Genomic DNA, 19787 nt, shown 5'->3' with positions numbered 1-19787 from the left:
GACTCCGCCGACCCGGCCCAGGCCTCCTACTGGATCACCACCGAGGCCCTCGCCGACTGGATCGCCACCCGCGGCTACGCCGCCTGATCCAGACACCACCACCGACAAGGGCCGGCCCCGAACGGGGCCGGCCCTTTCGTCATGCCCGAAGCACGGGCGGGGCGGAAGTCGTCCTCGACACCCAGGTGCAGCTCTGCGCCGTGCCCGGTGAACCAGCAGCCACCACGGGCCGCCAACGCCGTGGGCTTGGGCTTCTCCGTCATGCCGAGCACACCCATGTAGAAGGCGCGGGACGCGTCCTCGGAACCGCGGGGGCAGGCGAGCTGGACGTGATGGATCATGGTGGTATCTCCTCGTCCCGAACGGTGGCACGAGGTTGCGAAGTTAGCAAGACGGACGTACGGTTTTGTTGACGACGAGAATCGGCGGTAAGTGTCCCCTAACCACGGCGGCACCCCGGCCGGTGCGACAGACTGCTCAGGACTACTCACGGTCGCTGGTGTGAAGGAGTACGACGTGGCGAGCCTCGACACCTTCGGTGCGAAGACCCAGCTACGCGTCGGAGACGCGAGCTACGAGATTTTCAAGATCAGCAAGGTGGAGGGCCACGAGCGGCTCCCCTACAGCCTGAAGATCCTCCTGGAGAACCTGCTCCGGACCGAGGACGGCGCGAACATCACCGCCGACCACATCCGGCAGCTCGGCGGTTGGGACCCCACCGCCGACCCGAGCGTGGAGATCCAGTTCACCCCGGCGCGGGTGCTCATGCAGGACTTCACCGGCGTGCCCTGCGTGGTCGACCTGGCCACCATGCGCGAGGCCGTCCGCGACCTCGGCGGCGACGCCACCAGGGTCAACCCGCTCGCCCCGGCCGAACTGGTCATCGACCACTCGGTCATCGCCGACCTGTTCGGCCGCGAGGACGCCTTCCAGCGCAACGTCGAGCTCGAGTACGAGCGCAACAAGGAGCGCTACCAGTTCCTGCGCTGGGGCCAGACCGCGTTCAACGAGTTCAAGGTCGTCCCGCCGGGCACCGGCATCGTGCACCAGGTCAACATCGAGTACCTGGCCCGGACGATCATGGAGCGCAACGGCCAGGCGTACCCGGACACCGTGGTCGGCACCGACTCGCACACCACGATGGTCAACGGCCTGGGCGTGCTCGGCTGGGGCGTCGGCGGCATCGAGGCCGAGGCCGCCATGCTCGGCCAGCCGGTCAGCATGCTGATCCCGCGCGTGGTGGGCTTCAAGCTCTCCGGCGAGATGCCGGCCGGCACCACCGCCACCGACCTGGTGCTCACCATCACCGAGATGCTGCGCAAGCACGGCGTGGTCGGCAAGTTCGTCGAGTTCTACGGCCCGGGCGTGAGCGCCGTGCCGCTGGCCAACCGGGCCACCATCGGCAACATGTCGCCGGAGTACGGCTCCACCGTGGCGATCTTCCCGATCGACGGCGAGACCGTCCGCTACCTGGAGCTGACCGGCCGCGACCCGCAGCAGGTCGCGCTGGTCGAGGCGTACGCCAAGGAGCAGGGCCTCTGGCACGACCCCGACGCCGAGCCGGAGTACTCGGAGCGCCTGGAGCTCGACCTGAGCACCATCGAGCCGTCCCTGGCCGGTCCGAAGCGCCCGCAGGACCGGGTGCCGCTGGGCAGCGCCAAGACGCTGTTCCGCTCGGCGCTGACCGACTACGTGGCCGCCGACGAGACCGGTGGCGACCGGGGCCGCGCCGCTGGCGTGCCGCAGCAGGAGAAGCCGTTCGGGGTCGTGGGCCACGCCGACGAGGCCAGCGCCGAGTCCTTCCCGGCCAGCGACTCCCCCGCCAACGGCGTCAGCGACCCGGCCGACGCCCCGCGCGACCTGGAGACCGCGGCGGTCGGCGCCGGCGGGCGGGCCAGCAACCCGATCCGGGTCACCGGCGACGACGGCACCGAGTTCGAGCTGGACCACGGCGCCGTGGTGATCGCCGCGATCACCTCCTGCACCAACACCTCCAACCCGCAGGTCATGATCGGGGCGGCGCTGCTGGCCCGCAACGCGGTGGAGAAGGGCCTGACCCGCAAGCCGTGGGTGAAGACCACCCTGGCCCCGGGCTCCAAGGTCGTCATGGACTACTACGAGCGGGCCGGCCTCACGCCTTACCTGGAGAAGCTCGGGTTCCACCTGGTCGGCTACGGCTGCACCACCTGCATCGGCAACTCCGGCCCGCTGCCGGAGGAGGTCTCCGCCGCCGTCAACGAGGCCGACCTGGCCGTCGTCTCGGTGCTGTCGGGCAACCGGAACTTCGAGGGCCGGATCAACCCCGACGTCAAGATGAACTACCTGGCGTCCCCGCCGCTGGTGGTCGCGTACGCGCTGGCCGGCACGATGGACATCGACCTGGCCAACGAGCCGATCGGCGAGGACAGCCAGGGCAACCCGGTGTTCCTGCGGGACATCTGGCCGAACACCGCCGAGATCCAGGACGTCATCGCCTCGGCGATCGGCGCCACCGGCTTCAGCTCGGCGTACGCGGACGTCTTCGCCGGCGACGAGCGCTGGCAGTCGCTGCCCACCCCGACCGGCGACACCTTCGCCTGGGCCGGCGACTCGACCTACGTCCGCAAGCCCCCGTACTTCGAGGGCATGGAGCGGGAGCCGAAGGCGGTCGCCGACATCACCGACGCCCGGGTGCTGGCCAAGCTGGGCGACTCGGTGACCACCGACCACATCTCCCCGGCCGGTTCCATCAAGGCCGACTCCCCCGCCGGCAGGTACCTCGCCGAGCACGGCGTGCCGCGGCACGAGTTCAACTCGTACGGCTCCCGCCGGGGCAACCACGAGGTCATGATCCGGGGCACCTTCGCCAACATCCGCCTGCGCAACCAACTGGTCCCGGGTGTCGAGGGCGGCTTCACGGTGAACCACCTGACCGGTGAGCAGACCTCGATCTACGACGCCTCGGTGGCCTACCAGGAGGCGGGGATCCCGCTGGTCGTCCTGGCCGGCAAGGAGTACGGCTCCGGGTCGTCGCGGGACTGGGCGGCCAAGGGCACCATGCTGCTCGGTGTCAGGGCGGTCATCGCCGAGTCGTACGAGCGGATCCACCGCTCCAACCTGATCGGCATGGGTGTGCTCCCGCTGCAGTTCCCGGCCGGCGAGACCGCCGAGTCGCTGGGGCTCACCGGCACGGAGACGTTCACCATCACCGGGGTGACCGCGCTGAACGACGGGCAGACCCCGCGCACGGTCAAGGTCAGCACCGACACCGGCGTCGAGTTCGACGCGGTGGTCCGGATCGACACGCCGGGTGAGGCGGACTACTACCGGCACGGCGGCATCCTGCAGTACGTGCTGCGCCGCATGATCGCCAGCTGACGCACCATCGAAAGGGCCCCTCCCGCGCTCGCGGGAGGGGCCCTTTTCGCTTACCGGTTCGGCGCTCTCCGGGCGAGGCGGCGTCGCGGCTCACCTGCCCGCGCGCCGACCCCGCAGTGGGGTCACTCGGCCCGGCGGCGAGCGTCCCGGGTCTTCATGGCGTGCTCCAGCAGCGTGATGAGCACCTCCTTGCTCGACTCCCGCTGCCGGGCGTCGCAGAGCAGCACCGGCACCCCGGGGTCGAGGTTCAGCGCCGACTGCACCTCGTCGAGCTGGTACTGCCGGGCGCCCTCGAAGCAGTTCACCGCCACCACGAACGGCGTGCCGCGCCCCTCGAAGTAGTCGATGGAGGGGAAGCAGTCCGCCAGCCGTCGGGTGTCCGCCAGCACCACCGCGCCGATCGCGCCGAGCGCCAGCTCGTCCCAGACGAACCAGAAGCGGTCCTGCCCTGGGGTGCCGAAGAGGTACAGCACCAGGTCGTCGCTGATGGTGATGCGACCGAAGTCCATCGCCACCGTGGTGGTCTTCTTGCTCTCCACCCCCGAGAGGTCGTCGATGCCGACCCCGCTCTCGGTCAGCACCTCCTCCGTGCGCAGGGGACGCGTCTCGCTGACCGCGCCGACCATGGTGGTCTTTCCCACGCCGAAACCACCCGCGACGAGGATCTTGATCGCGGTGGGCAGTGGCGGCGCTCCCGCCGGCCGCTCAGAGTGCCCGTAGTCCATTGATTACCGCCTCGAAAACGCTGTTGTCGGGAAGGCCGGCCGTGGTGCGCGGCTCGCGCACCTGCACCAGGCTGCGGGCCACCAGGTCGCCGAGCAGGACCCGGATGGTGCCCACCGGCAGGTCCATGTGGGCGGCGATCTCGGCGACGGACTGGATCCGCTGGCAGAGCCCGACGATCGCCAGGTGCTCCGGACCCAGTCCGACCTCCGGAGTCACGTCCGCGCGGGTCGCCGTCACCAGCGAGATCAGGTCGAACGTGCCGGTGACCGGCCGGGCCCGGCCACGGGTCACCGCGTAGGGGCGCACCACCGGGCCGGCATGGTCGTCGACCCACTGGTGCTCGGCGGACTCCCCCTGCACCGTCATCGCGGTTACTTCTCGTCGGCCGGCTGCTCGGTCCGCGACGGCGACGCGACGTACTTGCCGACGCGGGTGACCAGCATCGCCATCTCGTAGGCGATCAGGCCGACGTCGGCGTCCTCGCTGGCGAGGACGGCCAGGCAGGCGTTGCGCCCGGCCGCCGTGACGAACAGGAACGACGACTGCATCTCGATGATGGTCTGCTGCACCTGCCCGCCACCGAAGCGCTTGCCCGCGCCCCGGGCCAGGCTCTGGATGCCGGCCGCCATCGCGGCCAGGTGCTCTCCGTCGTCCCGGCTGAGCCCTCGCGAGGCGGCCATCAACAGGCCGTCCGTCGAGAGCGCGACCGCGTGGTCGGCCTGCTTCACCCGGCCGACCAGATCATCCAGCAACCACGTCAGGTCGGCACTCGAAGCCGTCTTCTGCGCCACTCGTCGTCCTCTTCTCCCCCGGCTGTTGTCGCCGTACTCGTCTGGGCTGACCGCCACGCCGCGGGGTCACCCCGCAGTGCGGGCGGTGCCGGTCAGGTCGCCTGCTGATCACCGACGTCGGGTCCCTCGCCGGCCCCGGCTCCCTCGCCTGTCTCGGGCCGGCCGCCGCCGGCCCCGCCGAGCAGCCGGGCGGCGTCCGTACGGCCACGCCGGGTGCCGCTCTGGTAGGAGCTCATCATCCGGCGCACCTGCTCCGGCGGGCGTACCGTGTCCTCGTCGTCGTTCCCGGCGGCGGGCTCCTCGCGCAGTTCCGGCGCGAGGCTGGCCTGCCGGACCCGGACCGGCAGCCCGGACCCGGTGCGCACCTGCTCGGGGCAGGGCACCCGCGCGGGGCCGGCGGCCGCCGTGCTCCCGGCCCCCGCCTCCGCCGCTCCGGCCGCCGGGACGGTCTCGTCAGGGGTGGCGGCCTCCGCCGGCGCGGACGTCTGCGGGGCGGCCACGGCCGGCCGGGCGGCGGTCACCGGCAGGCCGGTCGGGAAGGTCGGGCCGTCCAGGGCCGGCTGCATCGACGCGCCCCGGGCCCGGGTGGGCAGCCGCTCCTCCGTCGGGGCGGTGGCCGACAGGCTCCGGCCGCGCGCCCGGGTGGGCAGGGCGTCCCCGGCGGGGGCCTCGGCGTCCGGGGTCGACCGCGGCGCGGCCGGCGGCGCGGCCACGGCCACCGGCGCCGTGGCGGGCTGCCCGGCGGCGGGAGTGGACGTGGCCTCCGCCGGCGCGGCGGCCGGTGCCCCGGCGGGGAAGCCGCCGGAGGTGCTCGGGTCGGCGTCGTCGGCGGTGACCAGCTCGGCCGGGATCAGCACGACCGCGGTGGTGCCGCCGTACGCCGACTCCTTGAGCTGCACGCGCACGCCGTGCCGCTCGGTCAACCGGCTCACCACGTAGAGCCCCAGGCGGGAGGCGTTGGCGAGGTTCAGCTCGGACTGGTCGACGATCCGGTGGTTCGCGGCGGCCAGGTCCTCCTCGCTCATGCCCAGGCCGCGGTCCTCGATCTCGATGGCGAAGCCGTTGGCCACCATCTGCCCGCGCACCTCGACCGTGGTGTGCGGCGGGGAGAACGACAGCCCGTTCTCGATCAGCTCGGCGAGCAGGTGGATGACGTCACCGACCGCGCGGCCGGTCAGCGAGACCGGGCCGAGGGGCAGCACGTTGACCCGGGTGTAGTCCTCGACCTCGGCGACCGCGCCCCGGACCACGTCGACCATCGGCACGTTGCGCCGCCACGCCCGGCCCGGGGTCGAGCCGGAGAGCACGATCAGGTTCTCCGCGTTGCGCCGCATCCGGGTGGCCAGGTGGTCGACCCGGAACAGGTCCTCCAGCTCCTCGGCGTCGTGCTCGCGGCGCTCCATCGCGTCGAGCAGGGTGAGCTGGCGGTGCACCAGTGCCTGGGTGCGCCGGGCCAGGCTGAGGAAGACGTCCCGGACGTTGCGGCGCAGCTCGGCCTGCTCGACGGCGGTGCGGATGGCGGTCTCCTGCACGGCGTTGAACGCCTTGCCCACCTGGCCGATCTCGTCGTCGCCGAACTCCAGCGGGGGCGCCTCCTTGGCGACGTCGACCTCCTCGCCGTGGCCGAGCCGCTCGACCACGCCGGGGAGCCGCTCGTTGGCGAGCCCGAACGCCGCCTCGCGCAGCCGCTCCAGCTGCCGCACCAGGGCCCGGGCGGTGGTGACCGACATGGCAATGGAGGCGATGACGGCGAGCAGGCCCAGACCGGCGGCCAGCACCAGCCGGACGATGACGCCGGCGGCGATCGGCGTGGACCGGTCCACGAGCGCGTCACCGGCCTCGATGATGAACCGCTGCTGCTCCTCGGCCACGACGTCCGCCGCCGCGCGCCACTGGGCGGCCGTGACAGTCGGCGGGCCGGACGTCCGTCCCGCGAGGACCACCCGGTCCTCCAGGGCGCGGAACGACGTGTAGGTCTCGCCGCCGAGCAGCGCCTCGTACCGCGCCCGGTCGGCGTCGGCCAGGTCGGCGCGGGTCTGGCTGTCGAGGAAGCGCTGTGCGCCGACGGTGCGGGCGAAGGCGGCGGACTCCTCCGGAGTCATCCGGCCCGCGGCGAGCGCCCCGGTGACCAGCGCGTCCTCCTGGGACATGAGTTCCCGGACCCGGACGAGCTGGATCAGTGCCCCGGTTTCCCGCGCGAACTGATCGTCGTCCAGGTTGCCCAGCGACCCGTAGACCTGCAGCGTCGAGTCGATGAGCCCGGTGTACGCCTCGCCGGCGGCGGCCCGGTCCACCTGGCGGGTGCGGATCGACTCGCGCACGCTGCCCAGCCGATCCAACCCGGCGACGACCACGTCGATCTGTCGCTTGGTTTCGTCGCTCGCCGCCAGGTCGACCCGCCAGCCGCGGACGGACTCCCGGAAGTCGTCGGCGACGGCCTGGGTCCGCTGCCACTGCGCCTCGAGCTGGGCCCGCTCGGGCTCGCCCGCCCCGCCGAGGAACGCCGCGGAGGCCCGACGCTCCGCCTGCAGCTCCAGCACGAGCGGCTCACTCGGCTGGGCGACCCGGCTGTCGAGCGCCTGCACCCAGATGAGGTTGACGCCCTCCCGCAGCGTCACCCAGGCGGCGAAAGCCCACAGCGCAACGAGCGAGGCCAACATAGCCACGACTTTCCGGCGCAGATTCGAGCTGCGGGAACCCATGCGAAACCATCCCTGGCGGGGAGCCTGATTCATCCGATCGGCGGAGGCGCGTGTCGCTTCGACCGACCCGGCGCACGGTAGCAGTGTCACGACGATCGCTCAAGCGGTGCTGATCATGACGCTGCGCAGCGGGCCGCGGCCCGGTGCGACGGTCAGTGTCCTATATGGCCGCTCAGCCGCGCCAGGTGCCGCGCCGCCAGCACGGCGGCCCGCACGATCAGCATCGGATGGTAGAGATCCTTGTCGTGCCACAGTGGAGCGGCGTGCCCGGTGACGTCGTCGTGGTCGTCGAGGAAGGCCAGCGCACGCCGCACGGCGGCGCCGACACCCGGCCGCGGCGGCCGTCCGTTGCCGAGCAGCACCTGCACGGCGTAGGCGGTCTCTTCCGGGGTGCCGTCCCACAGCCCCCACGAGCCGTCGGCCCGCTGGGTGTCCCGCACCCAGTCGACCGCCCGGTCGAGCGCCGCAGCGGCGGCCTCGGGCGCGTACCCGACCAGGGCGGCGGCGACCGCCGAGGTGGCGTAGTACGGCGAGGCGTGCCAGCGGTCCGTCCACCGGCCGTCGGGGAGCTGGCCGTCGATCAGCCAGCCGGCCACCCGGCGCGCCACGTCGGCGTGCGGTCGCCCCGGTTGGTGGCGGGCGTGCCAGCCCAGCGCCTCCAGCACGTGCGCGTTCGTGGTGACCGACGCGCCGTCCTCGCCCCGCCAGGTGCAGAAGTGCGCTCCGGTGTCGTACGCCAGCAGGCTGTCGGGGGCGACCGGACGGCCGAGGTGGGCCAGCGCGAATAGGGTGGCGGCGGTGGTGTCGGCGTCCGTCGGGAGCCCCGGCGAGGTCGCCGCGCCGTCCGGGCCGACCACGGCGGCCAGGTCGGCGATCATCCGGCGGGGGACGTCCGGGGCCGCGCCGACCCGGGCGAGGCTGCTGAGCACCCACGCCCGCTCGAACACGGCGATGGGCGTCGTGCACGGGACGGGGCCGCCCCCCGGCCCGACGGCGTTCGTCAGGTAGCCCAGCGCCGCCCGGTCCACCCCTGGGCGGGAGGGGTCGCCCAGCCAGGCGGCGGTGGCGGCGGGCGAGGCGCCCACGGCGCCCAAGAGCGGCCGGACGGGCAGGTTCACCCGCGTCCGCTCGTCCAGCACCTCGAAGGCGTGCAAGAGCTTCTCCGGCACGGGCCGGCCGGCGGCGAGCAGCCGGCCGACCGACTCGGACCGGTGCCGCGTCATGCCGTGCGGCATCGGCAGCGGTAGTGCGTGCGCCCACCGCGACGGCTCGGCGCCGCCGGCCGGGCGCAGCAGCGCGTCGATCCGGTCGAGCAGGGCGGGCACGATCAGGTCCACGCCCGGCATGTCCGGCACCGGCTCGTCGGCGGCCAGCAGCCGCCGCAGCGCCCCGACGCCGCGGTCCATCACGGACGCAGGCAGGTGCGTCGGCTCGCCCCGCCCGGCGCCGGACACGCACCTCAGCAGCGCCTCCACCGCGCTGAGGGTCGGCACCAGCCCGTACGCGCCGGGCGCCCCCCACGCGCCGTCGGGCCGCTGCGCGGTCACCAGGTAGCGCAGGCGCCCGGCGTGCCCGGGCAACCAGGGCGCGTCGCTGACCAGCCGCGCCGTCTCGTACACCGAGGGCGAAACCGTGCCGGCGGGGCTGGCGGCCATCGCCGCCACGAGCGCCCGCCCGGCGGTGGCGAGCCCCGGCCCGCCGACCTCCGCCACGGCGACCGGGGCCGCCGTCACGACATCCCCCAGAAGTCGGCCAGCTGGTAGAAGCCGCTGCTGAAGCCGATCTGCCGGGCCAGGTAGTCCGCCTCCCGCGGGCAGTCCGCCCGGAGCGGGACGAGCATCCGCCGGCAGTCGTCCACCAGGGCGGCGAGCCGCTGCTCCACCTCGGCGCGGTCGTCGACCAGCAGGAGGGCGTTCAGGTCGCCCCAGCGCAGGTCCCGCTCGTACGTGCCGAGGTCGTTGGCGAGGCGCAGGGCGCGCTGCACCTCGTCGCTGACCACGACCAGGTCGTCGAGCCGGGCGAGCGTGGCCTCGTCCCCGGTGTGGATCCAGTGCGCGACGTTGACGATCGTGCAGGCGAGGTTGTCGGCGTTGGCGAGGTACGCGTCGAGGCTCGGCAGGGCCGCCCGGTCGCCGGAGCGCCAGGCCGCCCTCCATGCCCATTCCCGGGCCATCGCCGCCACCGTCGCGCCCAGGCTGTTCCGCCACAGTGGACGGTGTGCGGCGAAGGCCGGGGTCGTCGCGAGTTCGTCCTGGAGCGCGGCCAGGTAGGCACCGAGGTGGTCGTCGGCGGCGGGCGGCTCGCCGGCGGCCACCGAGACGCAGCGGCCGACGATCCGGTCGACCTCGTCCCGGGACTGTGCCCGGTGGTCGATCAGCCAGTCGAGGGCGAAGCCCCACAGCACGGTCCGGTTGGCGACCCGCAGCTGCTGCGGCGTACACCACGGGGCGCCGAACGCGATGGCCAGCGAGATGTTGGCGAACAGCATGGCGTCGAACGGCTCGGCGGGGAACAGCTCGGGGTGCGCGGCGGCCGACGCCTGGAGGTCGCGTTGCCCGCGGACGGCCACGCCGCAGATCCGCCCCTGTTCCCGCGCGTCGCGCAGCTCGTCCCGCCCCCCGCCTGCCGGCTCCGGTCCGGTCCCGGTGCCGTCCTGCGCGGTCGTCAGCGCCGGGATCATGCCGGCCTCTGCTCGCGAACCGGGGTCAGCGCCATGACCACCGGCCTGCCCGGGCGCAGGGCCGCCGCCAGCTGCTTGGGCGGCATCCCTGGCTCGCGCAGCCGGAAGCGGTAGCGGCTGAGGATCGTGGCCACCACGAGCGGAGCCTCCAGGTTGAACAGGTGATTGCCGAGGCACTGGTGCGGGCCACCGCCGAACGGGAAGTACGCGTACCGGTGGCCGCGGCGCGGCTGGTCGGCGCGGAACCGGTCGGGGTCGAAGGTGTCCGGGCGGTCCCAGTACCGGGCCAGCCGCTGGGTGATGTAGGAGCTGACGACGACGATGCTGCCGGCGGGGATGCGGGTGCCGCCGATGACGTCGTCCGCCAACGCCGCGCGCGGCAGCAGCCAGCCCGCGGGATACATCCGCAGCAGCTCGTCCACGACCGACCGGGTGTACGTGAGGGCGACCAACTGCTCCCGGCTGATCACCCGGTCGGTGCCCACCACCTCGTCCAGCTCCGCGTAGAGCCGTTCGGCGATCGCGGGGTGGGCGTCCAGGATCGGCCACAGCCAGGTCAGCACGGCGTAGGTGGTCTCGGTCGCGGTGGCGAACGAGGCCACCACGTCGTCGCGGACCCGCCGTTCGTCGAGCGGGCGGCCGTCGGCGTCCCGCGCGCGGGTCAGGGCGGCGAGCAGGTCGTCGCTGTCCCGCGGGTGGGCGAGCTCGGCCCGCACCAGCGGCAGCATGATGTCGTCAACGACACCGGTCGCGCGGCGCAGGGCGCGGTCCCCCGGCACCGGCACGGCGTCGGGCACGAAGGGCAGGAGCAGCCGTGCCCGCAGCGCGGTCACGATGGTGTCCTGGGCGGCGACGATCCGCAGCTGGTCGGCGAGGCTGACCCGGTCGGCGAAGAAGACACTGCTGATCGCCCGGCAGATGACCCGCCCCAGCTCCGCGCCGATGTCCAGCCACCGGCCGGTGCGGGCCGGCTCCTCGAACCCGTCCACCGCCTCGCTGACCGCGCGGCTCATGGTGTCCACGAGGGAGTCGATGCGCTTGGCCGTGAAGTGCGGCTGCATCCGCGCGCGACTGGCCTGCCACTCGGGGCCGTCGGACATGATGCCCTGCCCGGTGAACCGCCGCACCGGCCGCCAGAGCATGCTCCGGCCGCCGCGGGTGTAGTTGGCCGCGTTGTCCCGCAGGATGTGCTGCACGTGGGCCGGCTCGGTCACCAGGTACGGGCGGATGGTCCCGACGTTGAGCCGGATGACCTCGCCCTCCGCGGCGTCCGCCAGCGCGACGAGTTCGCGTAACGGGTCGCGCAGGAGGCCCGGCAGCATCCTCCACAGTGGCACGCTCCGCGCCGCCCGCCCGTGCGGCCCGTCGGAACTCCGGTCAGCCATGGCACCCCTCACAGTCACGCTTCGTGGTGACAGACCGTCCCCCGGACGGCTGCCTTACGTCACGATTCGGAGAGCATGCCATCACCCGTTCGGACCCGCCAGAGCCGTACGAGAATTTTGCTCATGGGAATGCTGATCCATGAAGGAATTCGTGTCGGGCGTCACTCCTAAAGCGAGCGCAGGTAACGCCACTCGGCGGCCGCCGGGCGGTAGCCGAACCACTCGTTCACCGCGCGCATGGCGTCGTTGCCGGCGTCGTTGACGGTGAACGCCCGCCGGTAGCCGGCCGACCGGGCCGACCGCAGCGACACGTGCTTGACCAGCCGGGCCAGGCCCCGGCCCCGCCACTCGGCCCGGGTACCCGTCATCCCCGACAGATAGCGGTCGCCGCCGTCGGTCAGCGCGACGCTGAACGCCACCACCGCCCCGTCCGCCACGGCCACCGTGGTGAGACCCCGGTCGAGGTCCGGCCGGTCCCAGTACGCGGCCCGCCAGTCGGCGTAGCTGATCTCGTCCATCCCCACGTCGCCCGGCTCGTCGGCGGCGGCGGCCAGGTCCGCCTCGTAGAGCGGGCGCGGATCGGGCAGGTCGGCGGCCGTGGTCAGCCGCACCCCGGGCGGCGGCGCGGGCGGCGCCGGCAACGCCGCCGCCAGGTCCAGGCACAGGATCACGTTGCGGCGGCCGGGCCGGTAGCCGCGTCCCTCGGCGAAGGAGCGAGCCGCCGGCTCGTCGGCCACCCGCGCGTACGCCCGGCGCACGCCGAGCCCGGCGAGCCGCTCCTCGGCGGCGGCGAGCAGCGCCGACCCGACGCCCCGCCCCCGCCGCTCGGGACGCACGACCAGGTTGACGAAGCCGAGCCCGGGCTCGGCGCTCTCGTGCAGCAGCCCCGTCCGGGCGACGCCGGCGATCCCGTCGCCCGTCTCGGCGACCAGCATCCCGAAGCGCTCCGCCGGCTTGCCGGTCGCCTGCCAGGCGAGCAGCTCGGGCGTGACGACCAGGTGGGGCGCGCCGGCGCGGAGCAGGCCGACCACCGGCGCCGCGTCGCGCGGCCCGGCGGCCCGGACGGTGGGGATCATGGCTGGGCAACCTACCGCAGCGGCCGGCGCGGCGGGGGCGGCCGGCGGTGGAATCCGGGCGCGCCCGCACGGCCTGTGCCAGGCTCAGGGCATGGACGACAAGACCATCCTGAACCGGATCACCGAGCTGGTCGACGAGGAGCACCGGCTGCGCGCCGACGCGCAGGCCAACGAGTCGGGCACCGACGACGACGCCCGCAACCGGCTGCGCGAGCTGGAGGAGTCCCTCGACCAGTGCTGGGACCTGCTGCGCCGGCGGCGGGCCGCCCGGCAGACCCACGGCGACCCGGACGCCCAGGGGATGCGCCCCAAGCCCGAGGTCGAGCGCTACCTGCAGTGACCCGTGCCCCGGGCGGCCGGCGCCGGCCGCCCGGGGCACCCGGTCAGCGGATCCCCGCCTCCCGCAGCAGCAGCGCGGTCAGCGCCGCCGGGTCGGCCTCCCCCGCCGGCAGCCCCCGGGCCGCGAACCAGGTCGCCACCACCCGGACGTCGCGGGCCAGGAACTCCGGCCCCTGCGGGTTGGCCACCACGTCGACCACCTGCGGCAGGTCGATCAGCACCAGCCGCCCCGCGTGCACCAGCAGGTTGTACGGCGACAGGTCGCCGTGCGCGAGGCCGGCGCGGGCGAGCACCACCAGGGCGTCCACCATCTGGTCCCACAGGTCGCGCAGCTCACCGGCCTCCGGCCGCAGCTGGGCCAGCCGGGGCGCGGCCAGCCCCTCGGCCGGGTCCCCGAGGAACTCCAGCATCAGCTCCGTGCCGCGCAGCTGCACCGGGTAGGGGACGGAGATCGTGCCGTACCGGGAGCCGATCTCCCAGAGCCGGGCCAGCGCGGCGAACTCGGCCGCCGCCCACTGGCCGGCGATCATCTGTCGGCCGAACGCGGTCCGCCCGGCCATCGCCCGGTTCTCCCGGGACCGGCGGACCCGGCGCCCCTCCAGATAGCCGGCGTCGCGGTGGAAGAGCCGGTGCTGGGCGTCCCGGTAGCGCTTGACGGCCAGCAGGCAGGACCGGTCGGTGCCGGGCACGGCCCGGCGCACCAGGTGGACGTCCGCCTCCTTGCCGGTCTTGAGCACACCGAGCTCGGTGTCCTTCGCGGCCAGCTCGGTGACCAGCCAGTCCGGGTGGGGCTGCGGGCCGTGCACGGCGTCGTCCCAGGAGGACCAGCGCTCCCCCGTGTCGGGGTCCGGCTCGGCGTCGGAGTCGGGGTCGGCGGGGGCGGGCTCGGCGGCCCGGCCGCGCTTCAGGAAGAGCGGTTCGTCATCGTCGAAGCGGCGCTTGCCGCGGGTACGGCGCTCGCGCGCCGGAAGGTCGTGATCGCGCACTGCGGTGGTGATCCCTTGCTCGAGGCTGATGGAGGCAGGTGGATGTGACCTGCGAAGACGGCCATGACCGACCCCCTCTCCTCGACCGGGCGCACGCCCGGGTGCACGATGCGCCGACCATGCTCACGGCCCGGCGGCGCCCGGTCAACCGAATTACCCGAGCCGCCCCCGACCCGCGCGCCCGGGACCGCCCCGACGGCACGGCCGGGCGGTCAGCGCGAAGATCCTGGGAGGGGGCTTGCTGACCCGCGCCTCCGCCGAGATCACCGCCGACGCCGTCCAGGAAACGTTCCGCCCTGGCGCGGAAGGGCCGGCCCGGTCGAGCAGGGTGTTGTCCAGGTCCAGCAGGAGCAGCGGCACTCGGGAGCCCTACGGGGCTCCGGTACCCGCTGACCGGCCCGAGCGGCGGCCTCCGTCAGGCCGGCAGCGACGAACGGGCGCGGCCCTGGTCGGGAAGGCGGTCGAGCAGCATGGAGTGGGCCGCCCGGGTGGCCGCGAGGGCCTCCGGTGCCAGCGCGACGACCAGCACGGCCTCGCCGGTGTCCGCGCCCCGCGCCAGCGGCCGGCCCTCCGGGTCGTAGACCGCGGCGCCACCGTTGAACCGCCACGGGTCCGCGCCGTCGACGGAGTTGGCGAACACCACGTACATCGTGTTGTCCAGCGCGCGGGCGGCGTAGTAGAGGTCGCGGCGGTGCTCGGAGCCGGCCAGGTAGCCGCTCGGGCACAGGTAGCCGTGCGCCCCGTCGGCCGCGGCGGCGCGGCCGTGCTCCGGGAAGCAGCCGTCGTAGCAGATGCCGAGCCCGAGCCGCCAGTCGTCGACGAGCAGGGTGGCCCCGCGGTCGCCGGGGCTGAACAGCTCGCGTTCGCCGCTCCAGAGCTGCTGCTTGTCGTACCCGACGCGGACCACGCCGGCCCGGTCGACCACCAGGGACGAGATGGTCCGCCGCCCGTCCGGGTGCCGGACCGCCGCGCCGACCACCACGGCGGCGGCGCCGTCGCGGGCGGCTTCGCGCAGCGGGTCCAGCCGAGGGTCGGCGACGGTCGCCGTGGCGTCGGCCGCGACGTCGGTGCCGGCCGGGTCGGCCGCGAGCGTCGGCGGGTGGTACGCGGGCAGGAAGAGCTCGGGCAGCACGGCCACCCGGGCGCCCCGTTCCGTCGCCCGGCGGACCAGCCGGGCGGCGCTCGCCGCGTTGCCGGCCACGTCTCCGGGGACAGGCTCGGCCTGCACGGCGGCGACGGTCAGCGGGGCGGCGGGGACCGCGACGGCGGCGGGGAGTGGCGTCACGGGCCCGATCGTAGCGGGCGGGCGAAGGCCCGATGATCATTCGTGCGGCGCAACCAAGCCGTACGTACGGTTTGCGTGACGGGGGGTGACCTGACACGATCGACCCGTGCCCAGAGTAAGTCAGGACCAGCTCGACGCGCGTCGGCAGGAGATCCTCGCCGCCGCGCGGGCGTGTTTCGCGCGGCACGGCTACGAGGGCGCCACCGTGCGTCGGCTCGAAGAGGCCACCCGGCTGTCCCGGGGCGCGATCTTCCACCACTTCCGCGACAAGGACTCGCTCTTCCTCGCGGTCGCCGAGGACGACGCCGCCGCCATGGTGGAGACGGTCGCCCGCAACGGCCTGGTCCAGGTGATGCGCGACCTGCTGGCCGGCGCGGTCTCCCCCGACACCACCGGCTGGCTCGGCAGCCAGCTGGAGGTCTCCCGGCGGCTGCGGACCGACCCGGCGTTCGCCAAGCGGTGGGCGGAACGATCGGCGGCGGTTGCCGAGGCGACCCGCGAACGGCTGGCCCGCCAGCGGGAGGCGGGCGTGCTCCGCGAGGACGTGCCGATCGACGTGCTGGCCCAGTTTCTCGAACTGGCCTACGACGGCCTGGTGCTGCACCTCGCGATGGGACGCCCCGCCGGCGACCTCGGCCCGGTGCTCGACCTGGTCGAGGAGGCGGTCCGCCGCCGCTGACCGCCCGCCCCGGGCACGGCGCCGCCCCGGGATGTCCGGGGCCGCCACCCGTTCCGTATCGGTCCGGTAACTCGCCCCTCGCGGTTGGTCCGCCCTGGCGGGACTGCTCCACAATGAGGCCGCGATCCCCTCGCACGACAGGAGCAGCAGATGTCTGTCCTCGCCGCACCGGGTGACACCTGGGGCATTCCCGGGCACGTCTTCCTTTGGGTCTACCTCCTCGCCGCCGCCGTGGTCGTCGTCGGCGCCATCGTCCACCGCGTCCGCGTCCTCGCCGGCCCGCCGGCCGGCGACGTCGGCCAGCTCGGCCCGCAACAGGTCGCCTACCTCAACGGCGGGGAGCAGCTGGCGATCTGGGCCTCACTCGGCGGGCTGCGGGGCAGCGGGGCGATCGGCGTACGACCGGACCGGCGGCTGACCACCGGCGGCCCCATGCCGGCCGGGACCACGCCGCTGGACCAGGCGATCCACCTCGCCGCCGGCCGGCACGCCACCACCCGGGAACTGCGCCGCGACGAGTGGGTACGCCGGGCGCTCGACCAGCTCCGGACCAGCCTGGAGCAGCGCGGGCTCGCGCTCACGCAGGCGCGCCGGGCGGCGCTGCGCCTGTGGTCGTTCCTGCTCACCCTCCTGCTGGCGGTCGGCGTGTTCCGGATCATCGCGGGCCTGTCGAACGACCGCCCGGTGGGTTGGCTCGTGCTGAGCCAGATCCCGCTGATCGTGGTGTCCGTCCTGCTGCACCGGGTGCCCTGGCGGACCCGCGCCGCCACCCGGGCGCTGCGCGGCCTGCGACAGCAGCACACCTACCTCGCGCCCGCGTCCACCCCCGCCTACGCCACCTACGGCGCGGCGGGCGCCGCGATGGGGGTGGCGTTGTTCGGCACCGCGTCACTGTGGGCGATGGACCCCGGCTTCGCCGAGCAGGCCGAGATCCAGCGGCAGGCGGCGAGCGGCGCTGGCGGCTCCTCCGGCTGCGGTGGCGGCAGCTCGTGCGGCGGGGGCGGCGGGGGCGGCGGCGGGGGCGGCTGCGGAGGCGGGTGCGGGGGATGACCGGCCCGCGCGGGGTGGGCATCGGCTGGCGACCGGAGATCGCCGGTTTCGTCGCCGACCTGCCCGGGCTGCGCTTCGTGGAAGTCGTCGCGGAGGGCGTCACCGCGACCGGGCCGCTGCCGGCCGGGCTCGCCGAGCTGCGCGAACGCGGCGTGACCGTCGTGCCGCACGGCGTACGGCTCTCCCTCGGCGGCGCGGAGCCGGTCGACCCGGCCCGGGTCGCCCACCTGGCCGCGGTGGCGGAGCTGGTCGAGGCGCCACTGGTCAGCGAGCACATCGCGTTCGTCCGGGCCGGCGGCGTCGAGGCCGGCCACCTGCTGCCGCTGCCGCGCAGCCGGGAGGCGGTCGACGCGGTCTGCGCCAACGTCGCCCGCGCACAGGCCGAGCTGCCGGCGCCGATCGCGCTGGAGCCGATCGCCGCCCTCTTCGACTGGCCCGACGACGAGCTCGACGAGGCCGACTTCCTGACCGAGATCCTGGACCGCACCGGCGCGTTCCTGCTGCTCGACGTCGCCAACGTGTACGCCAACGCCCGCAACCGGGGCGGCGACCCGGTCGCGCTGCTCGACCGGCTGCCCCTGGAACGCATCGCCTACCTGCACGTGGCGGGCGGCGCCGACCACGGCGGCTTCTACCACGACACCCACACCGACCCGGTTCCCCCGGCGGTGCTCGACCTGCTGCGCGAACTGTGCGCCCGGCACCGGCCGCCGGCGCTGCTGCTGGAACGCGACGGGCACTACCCGCCCGCGGCCACGCTCCGCGCCGAGCTGGACGCCCTCGCCACCGCCTCCGGCTTCCCGGCGGTGACGTGAACGGCGACCTGGCCGCCCGGCAGGCGGAACTGGTGGCGGCGCTGGTGGCCGGCGGCCCGCCCCCGCCCGGCTTCGACCCGGCCGCGCTCGCCGCCGCCCGGGCCGCGCTGCTGCGCAAGCGGGCCGGGGACGTGGCCCGGCACTGGCCGCTGCTCGCCGCCGGCCTCGGCACGGACTGGCCGGCGACCTTCGCCCGGTGGGCGGCGGGGCGGCCGACCGCCGGCTCCCTGCGCGACGGCTGGGACCTTGCCCGCGACCTGCGCGACCGGGGCTCGCTGCCGCCGCTGGGCGCGGAGGAACTGGCCGCCCGGGACGCCACCGACCGCTACGACGGGCACGGGCCGCCACGGCCCCGCCGCCTGCCAGGGTGGGGGCGCGCCGGCGGCGCCGTCGCGGTCCAGCTCGCCGGTCGGGTACGCCTGCTGCGCCCCGCACGCCGCTGACCCGACCCACCGCCCCCGGCTGGCGCATCCGCCCGGGTACGGCAGGATCGACGGCATGGATCTCGGACTGACCGATCGGGTGTACGTACTGACCGGTGCCTCCCGCGGCCTGGGCTACGCGACCGCGGAGTGCCTCGTCGCCGACGGCGCCCGCGTGGTGCTCTCCGCCCGGGACGCCGACGCGGTGGCCGCCGCCGCGCAGCGCCTCGGCGGGCCGGACCGGGCCGTCGGGCTGACCGCCGACCTCGCCGACCCGACGACACCGGAGCGGCTGGTGGCGGCGGCCCGCGAGCACTTCGGGCGCCTCGACGGGGCGCTGGTCTCGGTGGGCGGGCCGCCGCCGGGCAGCGCCGCGTCGGTCACCGACGAGCAGTGGCGCCGATCCTTCGAGACGGTCTTCCTGGGCACCGTCCGCACGGTGCGTACGGTCGCCGCCGCCCTGGGCGAGGGCGACGGCGGCGCGATCGGGCTGGTCCTGTCGACCTCGGCCCGTTCGCCGGTACCCGGCCTGGGCATCTCCAACGGCCTGCGGCCCGGCCTGGTCGGGATGGCCAAGGACGTCGCCGACGAGTACGGGCCCCGGGGCGTACGGATGGTCGGCCTGCTGCCCGGGCGGATCATGACCGACCGCAACGTCGAGCTGTTCGCCACCACGGGCGACCCCGAGCGGGCCCGCGCGGAGGCCGAGGCGGGCATCCCGCTGCGCCGCATCGGCGCGCCAGCGGAGTTCGGCCGGGTGGCCGCGTTCGTGCTCTCCCCCGCCGCGAGCTACCTCACCGGGGTCACCGTGCCGGTCGACGGTGGCGCGCTGCGGAGCCTGTAGTGGTCCCGCCCCCCGGCGGACCGGCCGGGGCCGGGGGCACCGGACGGGGTGGCCGCCCCGAACCGACACCCGACCCCGGGAATGCCGCGCACCGGTATCCGCGGCCCACGCGGGAGGAACTCGCCGCGGCGGCGGACCGCACCCTCCCCGACCTCGTCACGCCCGGGCTGGACGTGCTCTTCGTCGGCATCAACCCGGGCCTGTGGTCGGCCGCGACCGGGTGGCACTTCGCGCGGCCCGGCAACCGATTCTGGCCGGCGCTGCACCGGGGCGGCTTCACGCCCCGGCTGCTGCACCCCGCCGAGCAGGACGAGCTGCCCGGCCTCGGGCTGGGCATCACCAACATGGTCGCGCGGGCCAGCGCCCGGGCCGACGAGCTGACCGCCGCCGAACTGGTGGAGGGGGCGGAGATCCTCAGCGGCAAGGTCGAGCGGTACCGCCCCCGGTGGGTCGCCGTGGTCGGGGTGACCGCGTACCGGATCGGGTTCGCCCGGCCGAAGGCGGCGTTCGGCCCGCAGCCGGAGCCGCTCGCCGGCGCCCGGCTCTGGGTGCTGCCCAACCCCAGCGGCCTGAACGCGCACTTCACCCCCGAGACCCTCGGCGCGGCGTTCGGCGAGCTGAAGGCGGCGGTCGTCGCCACCGGCTGAGGC

At 74.7% G+C, this 19787-nt stretch carries 18 protein-coding genes and 2 pseudogenes; 9 read left to right on the top strand and 11 right to left on the bottom strand.

From position 1 onward, the window contains the following. Positions 1–87: pseudogene (locus AB0G14_RS26455) on the top strand (phytochelatin synthase); the annotation flags it as partial. A 65-nt stretch (positions 88–152) separates the two neighbouring features. On the opposite strand, the pseudogene AB0G14_RS26450 reads toward AB0G14_RS26455, so the two are convergent. Further along, a pseudogene (locus tag AB0G14_RS26450) lies at positions 153–341 on the bottom strand (glyoxalase); the annotation flags it as partial. Between the two features lie 160 nt (positions 342–501). Between AB0G14_RS26450 and AB0G14_RS26445 the strand changes: the two are divergent. Then, positions 502–3357 (top strand): aconitate hydratase, encoded by a 2856-nt coding sequence (locus tag AB0G14_RS26445; protein ID WP_357701781.1) that lies wholly within the window; start codon positions 502–504, stop codon positions 3355–3357. 122 nt (positions 3358–3479) lie between these two features. Here the strand turns inward: AB0G14_RS26445 and AB0G14_RS26440 are convergent, their stop codons facing one another. The 8 genes from AB0G14_RS26440 to AB0G14_RS26405 form a co-directional block, all read right to left on the bottom strand. Beyond that, positions 3480–4082 (bottom strand): ATP/GTP-binding protein, encoded by a 603-nt coding sequence (locus tag AB0G14_RS26440; RefSeq protein WP_357701779.1) that lies wholly within the window; start codon positions 4080–4082, stop codon positions 3480–3482. Continuing rightward, a complete protein-coding gene (locus AB0G14_RS26435) occupies positions 4063–4449 on the bottom strand; it encodes a DUF742 domain-containing protein (RefSeq protein WP_350686947.1) in 387 nt (128 codons plus the stop codon). Before AB0G14_RS26435 ends, AB0G14_RS26440 begins: the two co-directional genes overlap by 20 nt. 5 nt (positions 4450–4454) lie before the next feature. After that, positions 4455–4874, bottom strand: coding sequence for a roadblock/LC7 domain-containing protein (locus AB0G14_RS26430; RefSeq protein WP_350686945.1), 420 nt, complete (start codon positions 4872–4874; stop codon positions 4455–4457). Positions 4875–4966: 92 nt separating this feature from the next. After that, complete coding sequence (locus AB0G14_RS26425) at positions 4967–7576, bottom strand: nitrate- and nitrite sensing domain-containing protein (protein WP_357701776.1); 2610 nt, start codon at positions 7574–7576, stop codon at positions 4967–4969. 152 nt (positions 7577–7728) lie between these two features. Next, the gene (locus AB0G14_RS26420) at positions 7729–9309 is read right to left on the bottom strand and encodes a prenyltransferase/squalene oxidase repeat-containing protein (protein WP_357701774.1); all 1581 of its coding nucleotides are present in this window, start codon (positions 9307–9309) and stop codon (positions 7729–7731) included. Continuing rightward, positions 9306–10256: a terpene synthase family protein gene (locus AB0G14_RS26415; protein ID WP_357701772.1), complete on the bottom strand. Its 951-nt coding sequence runs from the start codon at positions 10254–10256 to the stop codon at positions 9306–9308. Before AB0G14_RS26415 ends, AB0G14_RS26420 begins: the two co-directional genes overlap by 4 nt. Then, on the bottom strand, positions 10253–11593 hold the full coding sequence (locus tag AB0G14_RS26410) for a cytochrome P450 (protein WP_357701770.1): 1341 nt from the start codon (positions 11591–11593) through the stop codon (positions 10253–10255). The genes AB0G14_RS26415 and AB0G14_RS26410 overlap by 4 nt, the downstream gene beginning before the upstream one ends. Before the next feature lie 215 nt (positions 11594–11808). Continuing rightward, positions 11809–12717 (bottom strand): GNAT family N-acetyltransferase, encoded by a 909-nt coding sequence (locus AB0G14_RS26405; protein ID WP_357701768.1) that lies wholly within the window; start codon positions 12715–12717, stop codon positions 11809–11811. A 91-nt stretch (positions 12718–12808) separates the two neighbouring features. On the opposite strand from AB0G14_RS26405, the gene AB0G14_RS26400 reads away from it, so the two are divergent. After that, entirely contained in the window at positions 12809–13057 is a 249-nt protein-coding gene (locus tag AB0G14_RS26400; protein ID WP_357701789.1) for a DUF2630 family protein, read from the top strand. Positions 13058–13100: 43 nt separating this feature from the next. Here the strand turns inward: AB0G14_RS26400 and AB0G14_RS26395 are convergent, their stop codons facing one another. Then, positions 13101–14042, bottom strand: coding sequence for an RIO1 family regulatory kinase/ATPase (locus AB0G14_RS26395; RefSeq protein WP_357701766.1), 942 nt, complete (start codon positions 14040–14042; stop codon positions 13101–13103). Positions 14043–14457: 415 nt separating this feature from the next. Further along, positions 14458–15327, bottom strand: a complete 870-nt coding sequence (locus AB0G14_RS26390) for a carbon-nitrogen hydrolase family protein (RefSeq protein ID WP_357701764.1) — start codon at positions 15325–15327, stop codon at positions 14458–14460. 106 nt (positions 15328–15433) lie between these two features. Here AB0G14_RS26390 and AB0G14_RS26385 point away from each other — a divergent pair, with 106 nt between their 5' ends. The 6 genes from AB0G14_RS26385 (at position 15434) to mug (ending at position 19784) form a co-directional block, all read left to right on the top strand. After that, positions 15434–16006, top strand: coding sequence for a helix-turn-helix domain-containing protein (locus AB0G14_RS26385; RefSeq protein ID WP_350685345.1), 573 nt, complete (start codon positions 15434–15436; stop codon positions 16004–16006). 150 nt (positions 16007–16156) lie between these two features. Further along, entirely contained in the window at positions 16157–17056 is a 900-nt protein-coding gene (locus tag AB0G14_RS26380) for a TIGR04222 domain-containing membrane protein (protein WP_357701761.1), read from the top strand. Beyond that, positions 17053–17871 carry a DUF692 domain-containing protein gene (locus AB0G14_RS26375; RefSeq protein ID WP_357701759.1) on the top strand — a complete coding sequence of 273 codons (819 nt, stop codon included), beginning with the start codon at positions 17053–17055 and terminating at the stop codon, positions 17869–17871. Before AB0G14_RS26380 ends, AB0G14_RS26375 begins: the two co-directional genes overlap by 4 nt. Further along, complete coding sequence (locus AB0G14_RS26370) at positions 17868–18314, top strand: hypothetical protein (protein ID WP_357701757.1); 447 nt, start codon at positions 17868–17870, stop codon at positions 18312–18314. Before AB0G14_RS26375 ends, AB0G14_RS26370 begins: the two co-directional genes overlap by 4 nt. A 55-nt stretch (positions 18315–18369) precedes the next feature. Beyond that, a complete protein-coding gene (locus AB0G14_RS26365) occupies positions 18370–19137 on the top strand; it encodes an SDR family oxidoreductase (protein ID WP_357701755.1) in 768 nt (255 codons plus the stop codon). Next, positions 19137–19784, top strand: coding sequence for a G/U mismatch-specific DNA glycosylase (mug, locus tag AB0G14_RS26360; protein ID WP_357701753.1), 648 nt, complete (start codon positions 19137–19139; stop codon positions 19782–19784). The genes AB0G14_RS26365 and mug overlap by 1 nt, the downstream gene beginning before the upstream one ends. Positions 19785–19787 lie beyond the last annotated feature (3 nt).

The organism is Micromonospora sp. NPDC023814, assembly GCF_040639595.1.
Taxonomy (GTDB): Bacteria; Actinomycetota; Actinomycetes; order Mycobacteriales; family Micromonosporaceae; genus Micromonospora.
The sequence above is the reverse complement of the archived record's forward strand: the minus strand, read 5'-3'. Positions and strand labels throughout refer to the sequence as shown.